The organism is Polaromonas sp. P4_F4 (assembly GCF_056401355.1).
On the sequence record NZ_JBFUJO010000008.1, the window covers coordinates 45,594 to 64,691 of the forward strand.

Here is a 19,098-nt window from a genome sequence, read left to right on the forward strand (position 1 = left end):
ATGTATTAACCAAGCGGGGGCCGCGCAACCGGCTTTGCCGGGGCGCAGGCGCCGCCCCCTGCAGGGGGGAGGGAGCTACACGCAGTGAGCGACAACGGGGGGGAGCCATCACATTCTGAAGTGTTCACCGAGGTAAACGCGGCGTACATCGGCATTGTTCACAATCTCGGAAGGGGTGCCGGTCGCCAGCACATGGCCGTCACTGATGATGTAGGCATGGTCGCAAATGCCCAGCGTTTCGCGGACATTGTGGTCGGTGATCAGCACGCCAATGCCGCGCGACTTCAGGAAACCGATGATGCGCTGGATTTCGATCACGGCGATCGGGTCAATGCCGGCAAAAGGCTCGTCGAGCAGGATGAACCGCGGCTGCGTCGCCAGGGCACGCGCAATCTCGACGCGGCGGCGCTCGCCCCCTGACAGCGCCGGCGCCGGCGAGTCGCGCAGATGATCGACCCGCAAGTCCTGCAGCAGCGCATCGAGCCGCTTTTCAAGGTCTGCGCGGCCCAGCGGCTTGCCGCTGGCGTCCAGCTGCAGCTCCAGCACGGCGCGCACATTTTCTTCGACGGTGAGCTTGCGAAAAATCGACGCTTCCTGCGGCAGGTAACTCAGCCCAAGGCGGGCGCGCAGGTGAATCGGCATGTGCTCGACCGACTGGCCGTCAATGGAGATCTCACCCGCGTCGGCACGCACCAGCCCCACGATCATGTAGAACGACGTGGTTTTTCCCGCGCCATTGGGGCCCAGCAGGCCCACCACCTCGCCTTTTTGCACGGACAGCGAGACATCCTGCACCACCTTGCGGCTGCCATAGGATTTCTGCAGCCCCTGGGCCACCAAGCGGCTGGGCGGTGCGGTACTGGCCGCCGGGCTGTTGACTGCCGGGGTATTGACCGACGATGTGTCAGTCACCGCATCCGCGGCTTGATTGTCCGTTCTGTCCATTTTTCGGGTTTCCGTCATGGCCCCAGCGTGGTGCCGGGACGCAAACGGAGCGCGGGTCCGGCCGGCGGCTGCGGAGCCGATGCGGCGCCGCGCGGCGACAGCATGGCGCGAATCCGCCCCGTGGGATTGGTGGCCGTGCGGTTTTGCGCGCCCCCATCCACAGTGAACACATCGGTGTTGTTGTCATAAACAATCAGGGAGCCGGTCGTTTCGTCGACCAGGGTCGCGCCGTTGTAGCGCCGCACCACGGCCTGCTTGATGAATTTGACGGTATCGGCACGGCTGTCGTATTCGATCCGCTCGCCTTCCCCTTCGATGTACTCGTCCACGCCGTCGCGCTTTTTCCGGTAAAAGGCCAGCTTGCCCGGGGCCGCCACGGCAACGGCCTGCTGGTAGCCCTGGGGATCCTGGCTGACATCCACACGCTCGCCCCGAACAATGGTGGTGCCCTTGGTGATCACCACATTGCCGGTGAACACGCTGGTTTGTTTCAGGTCGTCGTAACGCAGGGCATCGGCCTCCGCATTCATCGGCTTGTCGCGGTCAGCCCGCTCGGCCGCGGCGGGAAACACCGCTCCGGCCGCCAGTGCGGCCAGCACGATCAAGGGAAAAAAGGGGTGTTTCATAAAGGCACGAATCTTGCTGCTGGTTTGGAGTGATTGTAGCCATGCCAGCTACGGGAATGGCGGCGAGGGCGAATTGGGCCCATAAAAAAACCCGCCACGGGTGGGCAGGTTTTCGGGCCAACGCCGGGCGTTGGCATATGACGTTCGACTTGCCGTGCGCTTATTTGGCCTTGCGCGATTGCGCGATCAGGTAATCGGTGACCTGCAGGGCCCTGTCCATGGTCTGGGCCAGCTGGCCAGACGTGTAGTAACGCCCGCCGACGCCCAGGGCCGGCACGCCGTCGACCGCGTAGGTGTCCTGCAACTGGGTGGCCTTGCGCGCCTTGGTGCTGACGGAAAACGAGTTGTACAGCTCGACAAACTTGGCCTTGCTCAGGCCCTGCTTCTCCGCCCAGGCCGCCACCTGATCCGCCGTGTTCAGCGCCTGGCGCTCGATATGGATCGCGTTGAACACCTTTTTGTGCAGTTCATTGAGCTTGTCCATGGCTTCCAGCACATAAAAAAGACGCTGCTGCGGCTCAAAATCGGGACGGAAGGCCACCGGCACGCGCCTGACGGTCACGTCTTTGGGTGCTTTCTGGATCCAGGCCTCGAGTTGCGGCTCAAAGGCGTTGCAATGCGGGCAGCTGTACCAGAAAAATTCCACCACTTCGACCTGGCCGGCAGGCACGTCGGTGGGAGCGGGTTTGCCCAGCGTCAAATAATCCGTTCCCTCCTTGAAGGCGCGGGCCTGAGCCTGCGCGGCTGTGGGCAGCGCAACGCCTCCCCAAGTGGCGGCGGCTGCCACGGTAGCGGCTGAAAGCGAAAACTCACGTCGTTGCATCAATTTTTCTCCTGGTTTCCTGGTCTGTGGGTCTGTGTGGGGGTATTTTGCAAAGCGGCCACTTACTTATTCAGTGAAAAAAACAAGCCGGCCGGCCGTTTCGTACAGGGGTTGGTACGCCCCCGCCCATAAAAGTTCACCCTGTGTGGTGTTGCATGCTTGACGGTACAAATAAAACCGATGGATTTTTGTTCAGGGCAAGGCGCAAACCACAGCAATAGTTCCACTATTGCGAGGATTTGCAACGCCGCCATGGGCAAAAAGACACGGTTTTATGTACCGGATAGCGTGCAACACCACACTCTAGCGCTGCACCCTGACGAGGGCCGTTTCTATCGAGTTGCCGTCCAGCCGCTCCTTGACCTTGTCGGCGTCTTCTTTTTTATCAAAGGGGCCAACGCGCACGCGGTACACCGTTCGGCCCGACTGCTCGCGCTCACTCACCTTGGCCTGCACGCCCAGCAGCATGAGCTTGGCGCGCTGCTGCTCCGCGTCTTCTGGCGTACGGAATGCACCGGCCTGGACAAAATAACTGAACGGGTCAACGCCCGAGACGGCGGGCGCGGCGTCCGCCCTGGCCTTGGCGAGATCGCCCAGCGGATCCGCGGAGGTGGCGGGCTTCGCCGGGGGCGCGGGAGCTGCCTTGGGCGCGGTCGCCGTGGCGGGGGCCGGCACAATGCCGGGTTCGCCGGAAGCGCTGGAAGCAGAAGGGAGCGGCTTCACAGGCGTTTTGCCCGCCAGCGGGGCATTCGGGTTCCAGTCCCGGTTCTTTTTGGCTTCCGCGGCGTCGCTGTCGGGATTGCGCGACTGGCTCTTGTTCATGAAAGGCACCGGCACTTTGGTGATGTAGACCGCCACGGCCAGCGCGGCGCCCAGGCCGATCAGCGCGCCAATAACCAGACCCAGCAGGGTTCCGCCTTGTTGTTTTCTCATACCTTGCCCAATTTTCTTGCCTGCCTCTGAATCCCGCTCTGAATTTCGCTCTGAATTCCGCTGTGTGTGCTTCATGGTTGCCTACATTTTGTGGGGCGCACTGACGCCCAGCACCTTGAGGCCATTGTGCAGCACCTGCGCCGTCGCGGCGACCAGCGCCAGGCGCGCCAGCTTGACGGCTTCATCGTCCACCAGAATCCGCTCGACGTCGTAATAGCTGTGGTAGCAGGCGGCCAGCTCGCGCAGATAAAAGGCCACGTCGTGCGGCGCCAAACCGGCGGCCGCGTTGCTGAGCATGTCGGGGTACTTGGCCAGCAGCAGCATCAGGGCCTGGGCTTGCGGGCTGACCAGTGCCGACAGGTCCACGCTTTTCAGCTGGCCCTGATCGCCGCCCTGCGCGGCCCAAGTGCCGAGAATCGAGCAGATGCGCGCATGGGCGTATTGCACGTAGTACACCGGGTTTTCATTATTTTTTGCCAGCGCCAGGTCGATATCAAAGACGTACTCGGTGTCGGGTTTGCGGCTGAGCAAAAAGAAGCGCACGGCGTCCGCGCTGGTCCATTCGATCAGGTCGCGCAGCGTGACATAGCTGCCGGCGCGCTTGGAGATCTTGACCTCTTCGCCATGGCGCACGACGCGCACCATGGTGTGCAGCACGTAGTCGGGGTAGCCCTGCGGAATGCCGGCGCTGGCGGCCTGCAGCCCGGCGCGCACGCGGGCAATCGTGCCGTGGTGGTCCATGCCCTGGATGTTGATGGCCTTGCTGAAACCGCGCTCCCATTTGGCCAGGTGGTAGGCCACGTCCGGCACAAAGTAGGTGTAGCTGCCGTCGCCCTTTTTCATCACGCGGTCTTTGTCGTCGCCGTAGTCGGTCGACTTGAGCCACAGCGCGCCGTCCTGCTCGTAGGTTTTACCGGCGTCCTTGAGCTTTTGCACCGCGCTGTCGACACGGCCCGAGCTGTACAGGCTGGACTCGAGGTAGTAGTTGTCAAACCTGACCGAGAAGGCCCGCAGGTCCAGGTCCTGCTCATGGCGCAAATAGGCCACGGCAAACTGCCGGATCGAGTCGATGTCTTCGACATCACCGCTGGCGGTGAACTCCCGGTCGTCGGACTTGACGGTCTTTTTGGCCAGAAAGTCATTGGCGATGTCGGCAATGTAGTCACCGTTGTAGGCGGGCTCGGGCCAGCCGGCATCGCCCGGTTTGAGGCCTTTGGCGCGCGCCTGCGTGCTGGTGGCCAGGGTCTGGATCTGCACGCCGGCGTCGTTGTAATAGAACTCGCGCCACACATCCCAGCCCTGCGTGTCAAACAGGTTGCAAATCGCATCGCCCAGCGCCGCCTGGCGGCCATGGCCCACATGCAGCGGCCCGGTCGGGTTGGCCGAGACGAACTCCACAATCATGCGATGCGGGCTGTCGGCCAATTGCATGCCGTACTGGTCTGCACCCTGCAACACTTCCCGCACCACCTGCTGCTTGGCTTCGGGCTTGAGCCGGATATTGAGAAAACCGGGGCCGGCAATTTCGATCGCGTCCACCCAGCGCGCAAACGCGGGCGCCTGGAGCAGCAGCCCGCGCAGGTTTTCCGCCACCTGGCGCGGGTTGAGCTTGAGCGGTTTGGCCAGCTGCATGGCCGCGGTGGAGGCAAAGTCGCCATGGGCCGCCACCTTGGGCGACTCGAAGGCTGCCGCCACGGTACTGTCGGGCGCCATGGTTTTGAGGGCCTGGCCCAGGGCGTCCAGCAAGTCTTGTTTGATTTGAAGCATGGAGAGATTTTAGGGCGTGGGCCCCGCGCTTCTGGCCAGCGCTTGGGCAATATGCGAGAATCTGCTTTCATTCAAGAGAGCGCTGTTGCCCTGCAACAGCCGCCGAAGGCGCAATCTCCCATGATCGCTCAGGTCCCCGTATTGAATGAAACATGCCGAATCTGGAGAGAGCTGCAGCGCAACGCTGCCGCCACCGAAGGAGCAAATCCTGGCCATCAGCACCTGCTGATACCGGGCTGAATCTCTCAGGTACCAAGGACAGTGGGAGCGGCACCAGCACTGGTGCACGCTGCCGCCCTGAAATTCACGATTGATTTCATAGCTGCCTGCGCGCATCCGTGCTGGCCTGTTGCCTTGTTTTCCTTGGGAATTTCATCATGAAAGTCACCGTATTGGGCGCCGGCGTGACCGGCATCACCTCCGCCTGGTTTTTGCGCCAGGCCGGCCACGAGGTCACCGTGGTCGACCGCCAGCCCGGCGCCGGCCTGGAAACCAGCTTTGCCAACGGCGGGCAGATTTCGGTCAGCCACGCCGAACCCTGGGCCAACCCGGGCGCGCCCCTGAAGGTGCTGAAGTGGCTGATGCGCGAAGACGCGCCGCTGCTGTTTCGCCTGCGCCCCGACCTGAACCAGTGGCTCTGGGGCCTGGACTTTTTGCGCCAGTGCACGCCGGGCCGTACCCGGCACAACATCAAGCAGATGGTCAACCTGGGCCTGTACAGCCGGGCCACGCTGCAAAAGCTGCGCGCCGACACCGGCATCAACTACCAACAAAAGACCGAAGGCATCCTGCACTTCTACACCAGCGAGCAGGAGTACGCCGATGCGCAGGGCCCGGCCGCCGTGATGCGCGAGCACGGCTGCGAGCTGGACATGAAAACGCCAGACGAATGCGTGGCCATCGAGCCCGCCCTGGCGGCCAGCCGCCCGCAAATCGTCGGCGGCAGCATGACGCCTAGCGACGAATCGGGTGATGCGCATGCCTTCACCCGCCAGCTGGCAGCCCTGTGCGCCGCGCAAGGCGTGGAGTTCCTGTACAACACCCGCATCGTGGGCGCGCGCAAGGAGGGCGATACCCTGAGCAGCGTGCAGATTGCCAGCGCCGAAGGGGTGGTGAGCGAGCTGAAGTCCGACGCCTATGTGATGTGCCTGGGCGCCTACAGCCCGCAGTGGGCCAGGCTGCTGGGCCAGACCTTGCGCATCTACCCGGCCAAGGGTTATTCCGTCACGCTGCCGGTCATCAACGAAGCCGCGTCCTACAACGTATCGCTCACCGACGACGAGTACAAGCTGGTGTTCTCGCGCCTGGGCAACCGCCTGCGCATTGCGGGCACGGCCGAACTGGGGGGCTACAACACCGACCTGAACCTGGTGCGCTGCGAGGCGATTGTGCGGCGCGTGCGCCAGCTCTTTCCCGACATGACCGACGGGCAAAATGCGCAGTACTGGACCGGCCTGCGCCCGGCCACACCATCCAACGTGCCCTACATAGGCGCCTCCAAAACCCGCAACCTGTTCCTCAACACCGGCCATGGCACGCTGGGCTGGACGCACTCCTGCGGCTCGGGCGCGGCGATTGCCGACATCGTCAGCGGACGCGCACCTCAGGTGGACTTTGCCTTCACCGGCCAGGTGCCCGAGCGCAAACGGGTGTCACTGGGCCGGCCCGCAACGCAGGCATAAATCGGCTAAATCGGTTGAGTCGGCGGGATTGGCTGCTGCCGGTTTGCGCGGGCGGCGCCGGCGACCGGCAGGCTGCTGAAATTCGCGCGGCGCAACCGGGCCATGCGAATCAGCAGCACTAAGCCGTCGGCCGGATGTGAAATTTCCCGTCCGTCACCAGCGTGTCATCCACCTCGACCACCGACACGCTGCGCACCTGCGCGCCGGCCGGTCCGTGCCCCGCCCAGTCGATGATGTTCTGGACTGCCTGGGCTTCGCCGGCCACAGTGGCCTCCACGGAGCCATCAAGGCGGTTGCGCACCCAGCCGGAGAGCCTGAATGCGTGGGCTTGCTCCGCAAAGGCCGCACGGTAGCCGATGCCCTGGACCAGACCGGCGATGCGCAACTGTTTTGCCATGTCTCATCTCCCTTGTGCTGTTGCCGGATGCGCTGTTGCTGCTTCAGCAGCGTTGTCAGGTATTTTCCGCCAATGCTGGCCGGCAGGCGACGATCCGTTTCGAATCGACATTCGGGATGCGCAGATCGTGGCGCCAGCGCGGGCCCTAGTTCAGCAAGACGCGGGCGGCGTCTTTCACCGCGCGCGTGAGGCGCTGGGCCAGCACAGGCTCGCGGGCCCAGTGCTGCCAGTAAAGCGCCACATCGACCGTTTTGCCGGGCAGCACCTCGGCCAGCGGCGGGCGGTGCGCACGGGCGGCCAGGTGCTGCTCGGGCACCATGCCCCAGCCCAGGCCCAGCTCCAGCGCCAGTTCAAAGGCGTCCACCGCCGGGACAAAGTGACGCGGGTACAGGGCGTCGCGCAAATTGAAATGCTGCGCCAGGAAAGCGTCCTGCAGGGCATCCTTGCGGTTGAAAATAATGGCCGGGCTGGCCAGCAGGCGCTGCGCCGCCACCGTTGCCTTGCCGGCGCGCCACTTGTGCACCAGCGCGGGGGCCGCCACGCAGTGGTAGCGCATGATGCCCAGCGGCTCGGCCACACAGCCCCGCATCGACTGCGCCAGCGTCGTCACGCAGCCGGTCACATCGCCGTTTTTGAGCGCGTCATGCGTGTGGTCCTGGTCGTCCACCACGATGTCGAGTAGCAGCCCATGTTTTTCAAGCGCCGGGGCGACGCCGGCCAGGAACCAGCCGGTCAGCGAGTCGGCATTGACGGCCACGCTCAGGCTTTGCAGCGGCACGGCCTTTGCGCCCGCACCGCGCCCTCCTTGCAGGTTCGCCAGCAAGTCCGCCTCCTGCAGCCTGAGCTGTTTGACATGCCCCAGCAGCGCCTGGCCGGCCGGCGTGGGATGCAGCTGCTTGCCGCGCACCAGCAGGCGCTGGCCCAAAGCGTCTTCCAGCGACTTGATGCGCAGCGACACGGCGGCCAGCGTCAGGCTCAGCGCCTTGGCGGCCGCACCAAAACTGCCGTATTCGATCACGGCCGCAAGGGCATCGAGTTGGCGGGCATCCAGCATCGCAGTGTTCCTTTGGGGTCTTATCAAGTATTTATTGACCAACACCAATTTAACTTAAATTCATTTAACTCAAGGCGATTTTCCCGAACACTCCATGACTCGTTCACATGATCATTCCCCGAACAAAACAGAACAGCAGAACAGAACAGAAAATCACCATGCCCGCCTTCTCCACCCTCATGTTCCCGGCCCCGGCTTTCGCCGCCGGACTGGCGCTCAGCCTGTCGCTGATCATGGCCATCGGCCCGCAAAACGCGCATGTGATGCGCATGGGCCTCTTGCGCCAGCACCTGTGGCTGACCATTGCGGTCTGCATCGCGACCGACGTGGCACTGATTGCAGCCGGCGTGCTGGGGCTGGCGCAACTCGGCGGCCTGTCAGACAAGCTGCAGGGCGCCATGGTGGGCGCGGGCGCCGCGGTGCTGCTGGCCTACGGAGGCCAGGCCATGCGCCGCTTCCTCCGTCCCGAACCGGCAGCCACCACAGCCAAGCCAGACCCGTTGCCACACCTGCCCCCTGGCCAAGGTGTGTCGCGCGGCCGGGCCATCACGCTGGCGCTCGCCCTGTCGTGGCTCAACCCGCACGCCTGGCTGGACACCGCCGTATTGATTGGCTCGGCCTCGCTGGCCTACGCGCAACCCGACAACGCCCTGTTTGGCCTGGGTGCGGCCGCTGGCTCGCTGCTGTGGTTCACGGCGCTCGGCCTGACGATGTGGTGGCTGGGCCAGCGACTCAACTCATCGCGCATCTGGCGCGCGCTCGATGGACTGGTGGCAGTGATGATGTGGGGCACGGCCGGCTGGCTGCTGCTCGGCCTGCTCTAGGGTGGCGAATACAAAGCAAAGCGGCCAAGCGGACTAAGCGGCCGAGGCCGCCGCCGAGCGCCAGAAATCCGGCTGGCTGTAATGGTGCTTCAGGAAGTCGATCCAGAGGCGCACGCGCAGCGGCAAGTGCTTACGCTGCGGGAAGACGGCGTAAATGCCGTTGGGCGGCGCCGCAAACGCTTCCAGCACAGCCACCAGGTGGCCGCTGGCGATTTCTGATTCGACTTCCCAGGTGCTGCGCCAGGCAATGCCGTAGTCGTCCAGGCACCAGTCGTGCAGCACCTGCCCGTCCGAGCAGTCCAGCGGCCCGCCGGGTTTGAGGTGGACCAACTCGCCGTCGATCTGGAAGGCCCAGCCACGGGTTTGGGACGCATCGCTGGACAGGGTGAGGCAGTCAAACCGGGCCAGCTCGCTGGGGTGCTGCGGCGTACCGTGGCGCTGGAGGTAGCGCGGCGTCGCCACGCAGAGGCGCCGGTTGTCGGCCATGCGCACGCTGACCAGCGAGGAGTCGGGCAAGTCGCCCACACGCACCGCGCAGTCGAACCCCTCGCCCGCCAGGTCCACGACGCGGTCGCTCAGGTTCAGCGAAATCGTCACGTCCAGATGCTGCTCGCGAAACTTCGTCACCAGCGGCGCCACATGGCGCCGGCCAAAACCGGCAGGCGCCGTGATGCGCAGGTGGCCGCTGGCCTTGACGCCGCCCGCCGACACGCTGGCCTCCGCGTTGGCCAGGTCGGCCAGCAGGCGCTGGCAATCCTCGAGGAAAGCACTGCCTTCGTGGGTGAGCGTGATGCGCCGCGTGGTGCGCACCAGCAGCTTCACCCCCAGCCGCTCCTCCAGCGCATCCAGCCGCCGGCCCATGATGGCCGGGGCCACCCCCTCCGCCTTGGCCGCCGCCGTCAAGCTGCCACGCGCCACCACCGCTACGAAAGATTCCAGTTGCTTGAGTTTGTCCATTCCGCATTATGTATACAAATGTTCCGAATCAGCTACTTTCTGATGACGATTCCAACAATCCTGACTTTTTAAGGTGGCCCCAATAGCCGCCATGGTGCCCTACCCTTTTTGCTGACCGAACCTTGTTCGTCAGCAGCTTTGCAGGGTTTGGCGGGGATTTTCGTGGCGGCGGTGGGGCGGGCATCCGTACGGCGCCATCTGATATAAATCAAGCACTTACAAATCTTTACGGGAGGGGCGCCAGATGCACGACGGCCTTGTTCATAAGACGGTTTTCACTTCTATATCACGTTAGACCGCATGCACAACGTTCCAGTTCTGTGGCCGTCGCGCGTCACGCCTGCGAACGAGATCGAGGCAGTGAAGGACCTGTACGCCAATCTCGCTGGTGTGCAATACAACGTGGACGCGTGGTGCGCTGCGTTGCAGCTCTATCAATTCACAGAGTCGTGCCCTACTGGAGTGTCGCGGGACGCAGTGCGGAGTTGGAAATTCCTGGCGGCGAACGAGTGCGTAATGCAGCTTTACCACCTGAAGGAGCGGATCAAGAAGGTGAAGGGCTTCAAGATTCGTGAGTGCCCCTCGTTGATGGAAACGATCGAGCACGCGAAGCTGCGGCAGGCGTCAAAGGCCCTGGATGATTACTTCCCTTACATAGACAAATTGAGAGACGCGGTAGCGCACACCGCATCAATCGATACCAATCCAAGAAAACATGCTCCCGAGGGTGAGTATGCTCTCGTTGGGTTTCGCGAGGATCATCGGTTCAGCTCCCCGTACGAGGGGAAGATCTACCACCTTGATCTGACACTGGAGAGTCTTCGAAGGATCGAAGAGGTCACCGACATGTTTCTTTCGGCGTTCATGCCGTCTGCTACAAAATTGGAACAGGAAGGCCATCTGGAATGACGTACTGTTTCGGCGACAAGCGGTCTAACAGATCCTTCGACACGGACGCACAAGGGCTTCAATGCAGGAGATCGCTATGAACATGAACCGCTCCCCCACTGTGGACCAGCTCAGAGTGCTTTTTGCGGAAGCAGACGATGAAGCAGGCCATCATTCTCTTTGGATTGATAAGGCCGGAGAGGTACACGTGTCCCTCATACCTGAGGAGCTTACGCCGCTTGGCTTCGAGGAAGAAACGCCCTCAATGCAGGTGAGGTTTGAAACGTTTGGCGAGGGTGGCGGTTACGTTGGCCCGGACGCCGCTGCGGACGACAAATTCATGGCCGACACCTTCGGGAGATTGGTCAAGGCATGGACGCCCCCGTTCAGAGCAGGACAAATCAAGTATGTCGACGACTGAGTGCCATGAATGTTGCGGTCCGGTTGCTTCCAACGTAGTTATGCCACAGGACTATTCTCGGATGGAAAACCACCCCATTTCGAAACTGAACTTCCCCGCAGCGCGAGAGCTCGCCGAAGCCGCTGCGATCTTCCAGGATCTCGGTTTTGTGGTCCAAGCGACAAAGAAGCTCGCCTCCTTGCTAAAAGGTGGCGCTTCCGATCCGGTGATTGCGCGCAGTCTGTTCACGGCAGCGCTAGTGGCGTACGTCCGGTGCTTTAGCTCAGGAAAGCGGGCCGTTCTTACTCCCGACATATTTGCGCCCCTTTCCGGTGAGCCGCTGGCCTGCCACCAGCAATACAAGGACACTCGGGACAAGCACATTGCGCACTCAGTGAACCCTTTCGAGGAGATGCTGGTAGGCGCGGTGCTATCGCATCCGGAAGCTCCCGTTCGCGACGTGGAAGGCGTGGCATGTCTAACAGCGAGTCTCATCACCTACGACGCGGATGGTGTCGAACAACTTGGAAGGCTGGCGAGCTTAGCGCAACACCACGTGGCAGCCAAATGCAAGGAGTTAGAGGCACGGGTGTTGGAGGTTGCGAAGAAAATGGATCTAGAACAGTTGTATGCGTCCGTCGGACTAGGATTCACGGCGCAGGGTGGCCCAGTCGCAGCTGCGGCACCTCGCAAGAAGTAAGGGGGGAGAACGTGCTTAATGACCGTCGCTCATGGGGCGAGCGGCCCAACAGGTCGTATATGGACTTATATGGGCGCCTCCGGTTTGGCAAGAAACTGACCTAGCCGCAACCATGGCAAGGTTTGGCTTTCGACGCATGGGGTCGAAGGCACGCTTTACGTTTCGATATTTCCGGGTCGGAGTATCAGTAGCTCAGGCGGGCCACCGAGCGCAGCACTTCGGGCGTGGTGGTCGGGAAGCCAAAAAACTCAAGGTAGGCCGGGATCTGCTCGAACAGCATGTCCGAGCCCACCTGGATGCGGCAGCCGCGTGCCTCCGCCGCATTCAGAAAAGCGGTCATCTCTGTCTTCATCACGACTTCGCCGACAAAGGCGGTCGGCGCGATGCGCGCAATATCCATGGGCATCGGGTCGCCCTCGTTCATGCCCATGGGTGTGGCATTGACCACCAGGTCGTGCCCGGCTGGGTCATTGGACATGGTGCTGACCTGCAGCTTGGGGTAGTGCTTTCTCAGCCGCGCGCCCAGGCCTTCGCAGGAGGCGATGTTCATGTCATACAGGCTGATGGCGCCTATGCCGGCCGCCGCCAGCGATGCGGCAATGGCCGACCCCACACCGCCGCTGCCGACCACCAGCACGCGGGCGCCGTCCAGCGTCAAGCCCTTGCGCTGCACACCACGCACAAAGCCTTCGCCGTCAAACATGTCGCCTTCGAGCTTGCCATCGGCGGCGCGCCGCACGGCGTTGCAGGAGCCCGCCACCGCCACGGTGGGCGTGGCGCGGTCGAGCAGGCCCACGGTGGTGACCTTGTGCGGCATGGTGATCAGGGCACCCCGGATGTTGGTGAGCGTGAACACCGCGCGCAGGAAGGCCGGGTAGTCGGCGCTCTGGCAGCTCATGGGCATCACCCGGGCATTGACGCCGATGTGGTCAAAGTAGGGGTTGTAGATCATCGGTGCCTTGAACGCGTGCGTCGGGTAACCGATGTGGGCAATGAGTTCGGTGTTGCCGTTGATCATGTGCGTTTCCTGATGGTGAGTGCGCCCTTGGGGCGTCGTTGTCTGGTTGAGTGGGGTTGAACGACCGTTGGATGGTTCGTGTTGCGGGGGGTCAGGGCCGATCCTGGGGCTCGCCCCGTGTCTGGCGCCACAGCGCCATGGCCGCCAGGCGCGCCGGGGCATTGGGCGCACCGTAACCGGTGTAGCCGCCTCGCCGCTCGGTCAGCTCGAAATGGAAGCGGTCGTCAAACGGCGTGAGGTACAGGTGCAGGAATTCGCCACCGCTGGCTTCGCGGTCGTACAGAATGCCGAGCTCGCGCATGGCGGCCAGCTCGGCGGCGTCGATGTCGTATTTGGCGGCCAGGTCGTCGTAGTAATTGGCCGGTACCGGCAGCAGCGGCGCACCCGAGGCCTTGAGCGCACGTGCCGTGGCAATCAGATTGGTCACGGCCAGCGCGATCTGCTGCACGCCGGCACCCCGGAAGCTGGACACGGCGCGAGACACCGAGGTGTTGTCGCGTTCGGAGACGGTGATGGACACACGCACCGCGCGGTCGGCGGATTCAATCTCGCGGCTCCTGATCACGCCGTAGGGGTCGTGCAGCACGACGTTGCGCTCGGGCACCAGGCCCAGCACCGCACGATGAAACAGCACCCAGGGCTCAACCTGACCGGCCGGGACAGCCTGCACCAGGTGGTCGATGCGCGCGGAGTCACCGAGCGCCCCGCCGCGCAGCGCGGACTCGTCCATCACAAAGTCGGCTTCGAACGGGTAGCGGCCGCCGTGCGGCGTCTCGCAGAAATACACCAGGCTGCCGTCCGGCGCACGCACGGCCGGGATGGTCACCTCGTGCTGCCCCACGCGGCCGAGCACGCGCGGGCATTGCAGCGCCTCGGCACGCGCCAGCGCACCGGCCACATCCGGCGTGGCCAGCGCGACGGCGCAGACCGAAGTACCGTGCAACTCGAAATGGCTGCGGGCAAAGGAATCCTCTTCCAGGTTGACAACGATGCGGACTTCGCCCTGGCCGTACAGGTCCACATTCTTGGACCGGTGGTGGCCGATGCGCTGAAAGCCGCAGGCCTGAAGCCACGTGGCCAGACGCGCACCAGCGGCCGGGTCGACGGCGAACTCAACGAACGCCCACCCGGTGAAGGCCGGCGGGGCCGGCGGCGTGAACAGCGGTACCTTGTAGGGCTGTGCGTCGCTGGCGCGGCCAAGTTGCACCTGCTCTTCGAGCCACAGCAGCGAACGCATGGCATCCACAGCGTTGGCCCGGGCCGGTGCGGCGCGGAACTCGTCGTTGAAAATTTCCAGCGACAGGGGGCCGGAGTAGCCGGCATCGAGCACGGCGGCGGTGAACTTCGCCATCTCGAATTCGCCCTGGCCGGGAAAACAGCGGTAGTGCCGGCTATGCGTCAGCACGTCGGTATTGACCCAGGGGGCATCGGCCAGCTGGACGAAGAATATTTTTTCGCCCGGCAGTTGCGCAATGCCACTCGGGTCATCGCGCAGCGACAGCGTGTGAAAGCTGTCAAGCGCCAGGCCCAGATGCGGATGGTTGGCACGCTCGACCACGCGCCAGGCCTGTGACCAGAGTTTGACCTGGCTGCCCCAAGCCAGCGCCTCATAGGCGATACGCATGCCGCGCCGCCCGGCATGTTCGGCCAACTGCTGAAACTGTTCGGCCAGCTGGTCCACATCACTCAGGGCATCGGGCTGCACGTTGGAACAGACCAGGATCAGCGGGGTTCCCAGCTCCTGCATCACGTCGAACTTGCGTTCGGCGCGCTCCAGATTGCGCGCCAGCTGCGCGGGCGTTGTTCCATCGAAATCGCGGAAGGGCTGGAACATGTCGATGCTCAGTCCCAGGTCCTCGCAAATGCGGCGCACCTCGGCCGGCGTTCCCGGAAACTGCAGCAGGTCGTTCTCGAAAATTTCCACGCCATCGAAGTGCGCCGCAGCCGCGGCCTGCAGCTTCTCGCGCAGCATTCCGGAAAACGAGACAGTGGCGATTGAATGGCGCATAGGCAACTCGGTTTGCTGCGTCAGGCGGCTTAGGCTTTTGGGGCTGATTGCGCAGCCGAGACAGCAGCACGCAGCGCCAGCAAATAACTGTCGACGCCAAAACCGCAGATCTGCCCTTTCACGATCTCGGCAAACACCGACACGTGACGGAAAGCCTCGCGGGCATGGATGTTGGACATGTGCAGCTCGACCACCGGGCAGGTCAGGATGGCCAGCGCATCGCGAATGCCGTAGCTGTAGTGGGTCCAGGCGCCGGCGTTGATCAGCACGGCGTCCACGCCGTCCTGGTAACCCTGATGAATGCGCTCGCACATGTCGCCTTCGCTGTTGGTCTGGAAGCATTCCACTTCCGTACCCAACTCCTTGCCCAGGTTAGTCAGGCTGGCATTGATCTCGTCGAGCGTGATGGTGCCGTACTGCGCGGGGTCGCGTTTGCCGAACATGTTGTGGTTGATGCCGTGAAGCATGAGAACTTTCATGAGAGATCCTTGTATGGGTGGGAAATTGAGAAATTGTCAGGTTGCTAGTCTGTCAGGTTGCTAGTTTGTCAGGTGGACGATCTGGCCCGTCCTGGCCGCTTCTGCAATGGCTTCGGTGATGCGCAGGTTGAGCAGGCCGTCACGCGCGCTGACCAGCGGCTGCGCCTCGCCCCGGACGACGGCGCCGAAGTGTTCGATCTGGTGCTTCAGCGGATCGTCTCGCACCATGCCCACCACGCCGACTTCGAATTCTTTCCACCAGGACCGGTCTTCCGGCCGGGGGTAGGTTTTCAGGCGCATCGTGGGCACCGACAGGCTGCCGTTGGTGCCGGCAAGGACGTAGCAGTCCTCGTCGTCGTAGGTCGGGTAGGCCTTGTTTTCCTGGCTGGTCTGCTCCCAGCTGCGCGGGCAGGCGGCCGTGTCGGACAGCATGAAGGTGCCCAGCGCGCCACTGGCAAAGCGCAGGTTGATCGCCACGGTGTCTTCTACCGGGAAACCGCGTGTGGCGCTGGAGGCAAAGGCCTGCACCGCGACGATGTTGCCGCACAGCATGCGCAGGTTGTGCACCTCGTGGATCATGTTCAGCAGGATGGGGCCGCCGCCGATCTCGCGGCGCCACGTGGCGTCGGCGTAATACTGGTCGGGCTTGAAAAAGGTGGCGCTGCCCATCACGGCCACCAGCTTGCCCAGTTTGCCGGAGTCGACCACCTCCTTGGCCTTGGCCATGATGGGGCTGTGCGCGCGGTGGTGGCCGATCAGTACCTTGGCACCGGTTTCATCCACCACCTTGAGCAGCTGTTCGCCCTCCGCCACGGTGGTGGCAATCGGCTTTTCCAGCAGGATGGGCAGGCCCGCAGCGATGCACTGCAGCGCTTGCGGTACGTGCAGCTGATTAGGCGTGGCCAAAACCAGGCCGTCGGGGCGGTCCTTGGCCAGCAGTTCTTCAATCGAGGTGTACAGCGGCACACCCGCCTTGGCCGCCACTTCGACGGCGGCGGGCGACGGGTCAACAATGGCGGACAGCACACAGGTGGGGCTGGCCAGCGCCACGCCCATGTGGGCCTGGCCGATATAGCCGGCGCCTGCAACTGCGATGCGGGTTTTGGTCATCTTTCGGTCATCGGAATTAGTCGGGCAAAACGGGGATGACTCGCCCCGGCGGAAAAAAACCGCCAGGGCGTGCCTGGGGTGCTATTTACTTGCGCATCTTGGCCAGTTCGGCTGTGACTTCGTTGACGGTGGCTTCACCGACGCTGGCGCTGAACTGGGTAATCACCGGTTTCATCTTGTCGCGCAGCTTGGCGACCTCGGCGGGCGGGAATTGCGTCACGGTCATGCCATTCTTCTTGAGCAGCTCGAGGTTGGTCGCCACGGCGGCGCGGGCTTCGGCACGCTGGACAACTGCAGCCTCGTTGGCAGCATCGCCGATGATCTTCTTCTCGGCCGGTGTCAGGGTGTCCCAGACCTTTTTGCTGAAGATCACCGATTGCGGGTTGTACTGGTGGTTGGTCAGGGCGATGTGCTTCTGCACTTCCCAGAATTTGTTGGCGGCAATCACGCTGACCGGGTTTTCCTGGCCGTCAATGGCTTTTTGCTCCAGACCACCATAGACCTCGGGGAAAGGCATGGGTGTCGGGTTGGCGCCCAGGGCCTTGACCCATGCGACGTTGATCGGGTTCGGGATCACGCGCAGCTTCAGGCCGTCAATGTCTTCAACCTTGTTCAGCGGGCGCTTGCTGTTGGTGATCTGGCGGTAGCCGAGTTCCCAGTAGGCGAGGCCCACAAGACCTTTTTGTTCCAGCAGGGCGTGCATCTTCTTGCCGACCGGACCATCAACGATGGCGTCGGACTCTTTTTCGTTGGCGAACAGGAAGGGGAAGTCAAAAATCGCCAGTTCCTTGGCTTCGCTGGCCAGGATGCCACTGTTCATGACCGCCATTTCGATCGTGCCGCCCTTCATCGACGACACCACGGCCTGGTCGCTGCCCAGCGTGCCGCTGTAAAACAGGTTGACCTTGATCTTGCCGCCAGACTTGGCGGCGACGACTTCTGCAAATTTCTTCATGCCCGCGACGGCCGGGTGGCCTTCCGGTCCGTTGAGCGCGAACTTGAACGCGTGCTCCTTGATGTCCTGTGCACCGGCCATGCCGAAAGCGGCCAGGGCGGCAGCGGCCAACAGAGTCTTGATCATCAAACGTTTCATGGTTGTCTCCTGAAATAACACAGTACGCAAATTGACGGGATGCAGGACATGGCGTACCACACACGCCCCGCCTCGGAAAACAGATTCAGCAGATTCAGCTCAGTACAGCAGGCGGGCCGGCCACATCACAATTTGGGGAAACAGCACCATCAGGAACATCACGATGAACTGGACCACCATGAAGGGCATCACGCCGCGCGTCACGTCGTCCATCTTCATCCGGCCCACACCCGCCACGACGTTCAGCACGGTGCCGACTGGCGGCGTCACCAGGCCGATGGAGTTGTTGATGATGAACAGCACGCCGAAGTACACCGGGTCGATGCCGGCAGCTTTCACCAGGGGCATCAGCACCGGCGTCAGGATCAGGATGGTCGGCGTCATGTCCATGGCGGTTCCGACGATCATGACCAGCACCATGATGGCCATCATCAGCAAGGTGGGGCTGCCCAGCAAGGGGCTGAGCAGGTCAACGACCTGTGCGGGCAACTGCGCCACCGTGATCAGCCAGGCCGACACCATGGCCGCGGCCACCAGGAACATCACCACCGCCGTGGTCTTGGCGGCGGCCACGAAGGTTCCATACAGCTGGCTCCAGGTGAGCTCCCGGTAGATCACGCCCGCCACGAACAGGGCGAAGACCGCCGCGACCACCGCAGCCTCGGTCGGCGTGAACAGGCCGAAGCGCAGGCCGAACAGGATGAGCAAGGGCAAGGTCAGAGCCCAGCCGGCCTTGCGAAAAGCGAGCCACACCTCGCCGGCAGACTTGCGCGGCGGCGGTTCGAGCTTTTCGCGGCGCGTCGTCCACCACCAGGTCGCCCACAGACCCGCGGCCAGCCAGATACCGGGGAAGATGCCGGCCAGGAACAGTTTGGTGATCGACACGTTGGCGGCAACGCCAAAAATCACAAACCCGATGGACGGCGGAATGATGGGGCCGATCACGCCACAGGCAGCGATCAGGCCACCGCTGCGCGCCTTGTCGTGGCCGGCCTTGACCATCATCGGCAGCAGCAGCGCGGTCAGCGCGGCCGCGTCGGCCACTGCCGAGCCAGACAGAGCCGACAAGATACAGGCGGCGACGATGGTCACGTAGCCCAGGCCGCCCCGGATGTGGCCGACCAGCGCCAGCGCGAAGTCGACGATGCGCCTGGACAGGCCGCCGGTGTTCATCACCTCACCGGCCAGCATGAAGAAGGGCACGGCCAGCAGCGGGAAGCTGTTGGCGCCCTCCATGATGTTCTGCGCCAGGATTTGTGCGTCGAACATGTTCATGTGCCACATCAGGGCGGCGCCGCACAGCAGCAACGAAAAGGCAATAGGGATACCCAGCGCCATGGCAGCCAGCAGGGAACCCAGGAAAACAGCAATGGTCATGGTAGATACTCCTCTGG

19 protein-coding genes and 1 riboswitch are annotated in these 19,098 nt (G+C 63.2%); of the genes, 5 read left to right on the forward strand and 14 right to left on the reverse strand.

Annotated elements, in window-relative coordinates:
- Positions 1-108: 108 nt before the first annotated feature.
- The 5 genes from lptB to argS all read right to left on the reverse strand — a co-directional run bounded on the left by lptB (position 109) and on the right by argS (position 5,094).
- Positions 109-945 carry an LPS export ABC transporter ATP-binding protein gene (gene lptB, locus AC1DUR_RS10695; protein WP_477721566.1) on the reverse strand — a complete coding sequence of 279 codons (837 nt, stop codon included), beginning with the start codon at positions 943-945 and terminating at the stop codon, positions 109-111.
- Positions 946-959: 14 nt separating this feature from the next.
- Positions 960-1,571 (reverse strand): lipopolysaccharide transport periplasmic protein LptA, encoded by a 612-nt coding sequence (lptA, locus tag AC1DUR_RS10700; protein ID WP_477721567.1) that lies wholly within the window; start codon positions 1,569-1,571, stop codon positions 960-962.
- A gap of 160 nt (positions 1,572-1,731) precedes the next feature.
- Positions 1,732-2,394, reverse strand: coding sequence for a thiol:disulfide interchange protein DsbA/DsbL (locus AC1DUR_RS10705; RefSeq protein ID WP_477721568.1), 663 nt, complete (start codon positions 2,392-2,394; stop codon positions 1,732-1,734).
- 303 nt (positions 2,395-2,697) lie between these two features.
- Positions 2,698-3,327 (reverse strand): SPOR domain-containing protein, encoded by a 630-nt coding sequence (locus AC1DUR_RS10710; protein ID WP_477721569.1) that lies wholly within the window; start codon positions 3,325-3,327, stop codon positions 2,698-2,700.
- Between the two features lie 81 nt (positions 3,328-3,408).
- Positions 3,409-5,094, reverse strand: a complete 1,686-nt coding sequence (gene argS / locus AC1DUR_RS10715) for an arginine--tRNA ligase (protein WP_477721570.1) — start codon at positions 5,092-5,094, stop codon at positions 3,409-3,411.
- Positions 5,095-5,156: 62 nt separating this feature from the next.
- Positions 5,157-5,248: riboswitch (glycine riboswitch) on the forward strand.
- A 223-nt stretch (positions 5,249-5,471) separates the two neighbouring features.
- Between argS and AC1DUR_RS10720 the strand changes: the two genes are divergently transcribed.
- Positions 5,472-6,776, forward strand: coding sequence for a D-amino acid dehydrogenase (locus AC1DUR_RS10720; protein WP_477721571.1), 1,305 nt, complete (start codon positions 5,472-5,474; stop codon positions 6,774-6,776).
- A gap of 118 nt (positions 6,777-6,894) precedes the next feature.
- Here the strand turns inward: AC1DUR_RS10720 and AC1DUR_RS10725 are convergent, their stop codons facing one another.
- Together AC1DUR_RS10725 and AC1DUR_RS10730 are read right to left on the reverse strand one after the other, a co-directional pair.
- Positions 6,895-7,173, reverse strand: coding sequence for an acylphosphatase (locus tag AC1DUR_RS10725; RefSeq protein WP_477721572.1), 279 nt, complete (start codon positions 7,171-7,173; stop codon positions 6,895-6,897).
- A 145-nt stretch (positions 7,174-7,318) separates the two neighbouring features.
- Complete coding sequence (locus tag AC1DUR_RS10730; RefSeq protein ID WP_477721573.1) at positions 7,319-8,227, reverse strand: HTH-type transcriptional regulator ArgP; 909 nt, start codon at positions 8,225-8,227, stop codon at positions 7,319-7,321.
- Positions 8,228-8,385: 158 nt separating this feature from the next.
- Between AC1DUR_RS10730 and AC1DUR_RS10735 the strand changes: the two genes are divergently transcribed.
- Positions 8,386-9,051: a LysE/ArgO family amino acid transporter gene (locus AC1DUR_RS10735; protein WP_477721574.1), complete on the forward strand. Its 666-nt coding sequence runs from the start codon at positions 8,386-8,388 to the stop codon at positions 9,049-9,051.
- Positions 9,052-9,084: 33 nt separating this feature from the next.
- Here AC1DUR_RS10735 and AC1DUR_RS10740 read toward each other — a convergent pair whose 3' ends face one another.
- Positions 9,085-10,008: a LysR family transcriptional regulator gene (locus AC1DUR_RS10740; RefSeq protein ID WP_477721575.1), complete on the reverse strand. Its 924-nt coding sequence runs from the start codon at positions 10,006-10,008 to the stop codon at positions 9,085-9,087.
- Between the two features lie 300 nt (positions 10,009-10,308).
- Here AC1DUR_RS10740 and AC1DUR_RS10745 point away from each other — a divergent pair, with 300 nt between their 5' ends.
- From AC1DUR_RS10745 to AC1DUR_RS10755, 3 genes are all read left to right on the forward strand, one after another.
- Entirely contained in the window at positions 10,309-10,917 is a 609-nt protein-coding gene (locus AC1DUR_RS10745; RefSeq protein WP_477721576.1) for a hypothetical protein, read from the forward strand.
- 76 nt (positions 10,918-10,993) lie between these two features.
- Complete coding sequence (locus AC1DUR_RS10750) at positions 10,994-11,317, forward strand: hypothetical protein (RefSeq protein ID WP_477721577.1); 324 nt, start codon at positions 10,994-10,996, stop codon at positions 11,315-11,317.
- A gap of 61 nt (positions 11,318-11,378) precedes the next feature.
- Positions 11,379-11,996 carry a hypothetical protein gene (locus AC1DUR_RS10755; RefSeq protein ID WP_477721578.1) on the forward strand — a complete coding sequence of 206 codons (618 nt, stop codon included), beginning with the start codon at positions 11,379-11,381 and terminating at the stop codon, positions 11,994-11,996.
- Positions 11,997-12,180: 184 nt separating this feature from the next.
- Here the strand turns inward: AC1DUR_RS10755 and AC1DUR_RS10760 are convergent, their stop codons facing one another.
- The 6 genes from AC1DUR_RS10760 to AC1DUR_RS10785 form a co-directional block, all read right to left on the reverse strand.
- Entirely contained in the window at positions 12,181-13,014 is an 834-nt protein-coding gene (locus AC1DUR_RS10760; protein ID WP_477721579.1) for a shikimate dehydrogenase family protein, read from the reverse strand.
- A 91-nt stretch (positions 13,015-13,105) separates the two neighbouring features.
- The gene (locus tag AC1DUR_RS10765) at positions 13,106-15,022 is read right to left on the reverse strand and encodes a bifunctional sugar phosphate isomerase/epimerase/4-hydroxyphenylpyruvate dioxygenase family protein (RefSeq protein WP_477721580.1); all 1,917 of its coding nucleotides are present in this window, start codon (positions 15,020-15,022) and stop codon (positions 13,106-13,108) included.
- Positions 15,023-15,051: 29 nt separating this feature from the next.
- Positions 15,052-15,501 (reverse strand): type II 3-dehydroquinate dehydratase, encoded by a 450-nt coding sequence (gene aroQ / locus AC1DUR_RS10770; RefSeq protein ID WP_477721581.1) that lies wholly within the window; start codon positions 15,499-15,501, stop codon positions 15,052-15,054.
- A 60-nt stretch (positions 15,502-15,561) separates the two neighbouring features.
- The gene (locus tag AC1DUR_RS10775; RefSeq protein WP_477721582.1) at positions 15,562-16,611 is read right to left on the reverse strand and encodes a Gfo/Idh/MocA family protein; all 1,050 of its coding nucleotides are present in this window, start codon (positions 16,609-16,611) and stop codon (positions 15,562-15,564) included.
- Positions 16,612-16,696: 85 nt separating this feature from the next.
- Positions 16,697-17,704 (reverse strand): TRAP transporter substrate-binding protein, encoded by a 1,008-nt coding sequence (locus tag AC1DUR_RS10780; RefSeq protein WP_477716261.1) that lies wholly within the window; start codon positions 17,702-17,704, stop codon positions 16,697-16,699.
- A 99-nt stretch (positions 17,705-17,803) separates the two neighbouring features.
- Positions 17,804-19,081, reverse strand: a complete 1,278-nt coding sequence (locus AC1DUR_RS10785) for a TRAP transporter large permease subunit (RefSeq protein WP_477716262.1) — start codon at positions 19,079-19,081, stop codon at positions 17,804-17,806.
- Positions 19,082-19,098: the final 17 nt, after the last annotated feature.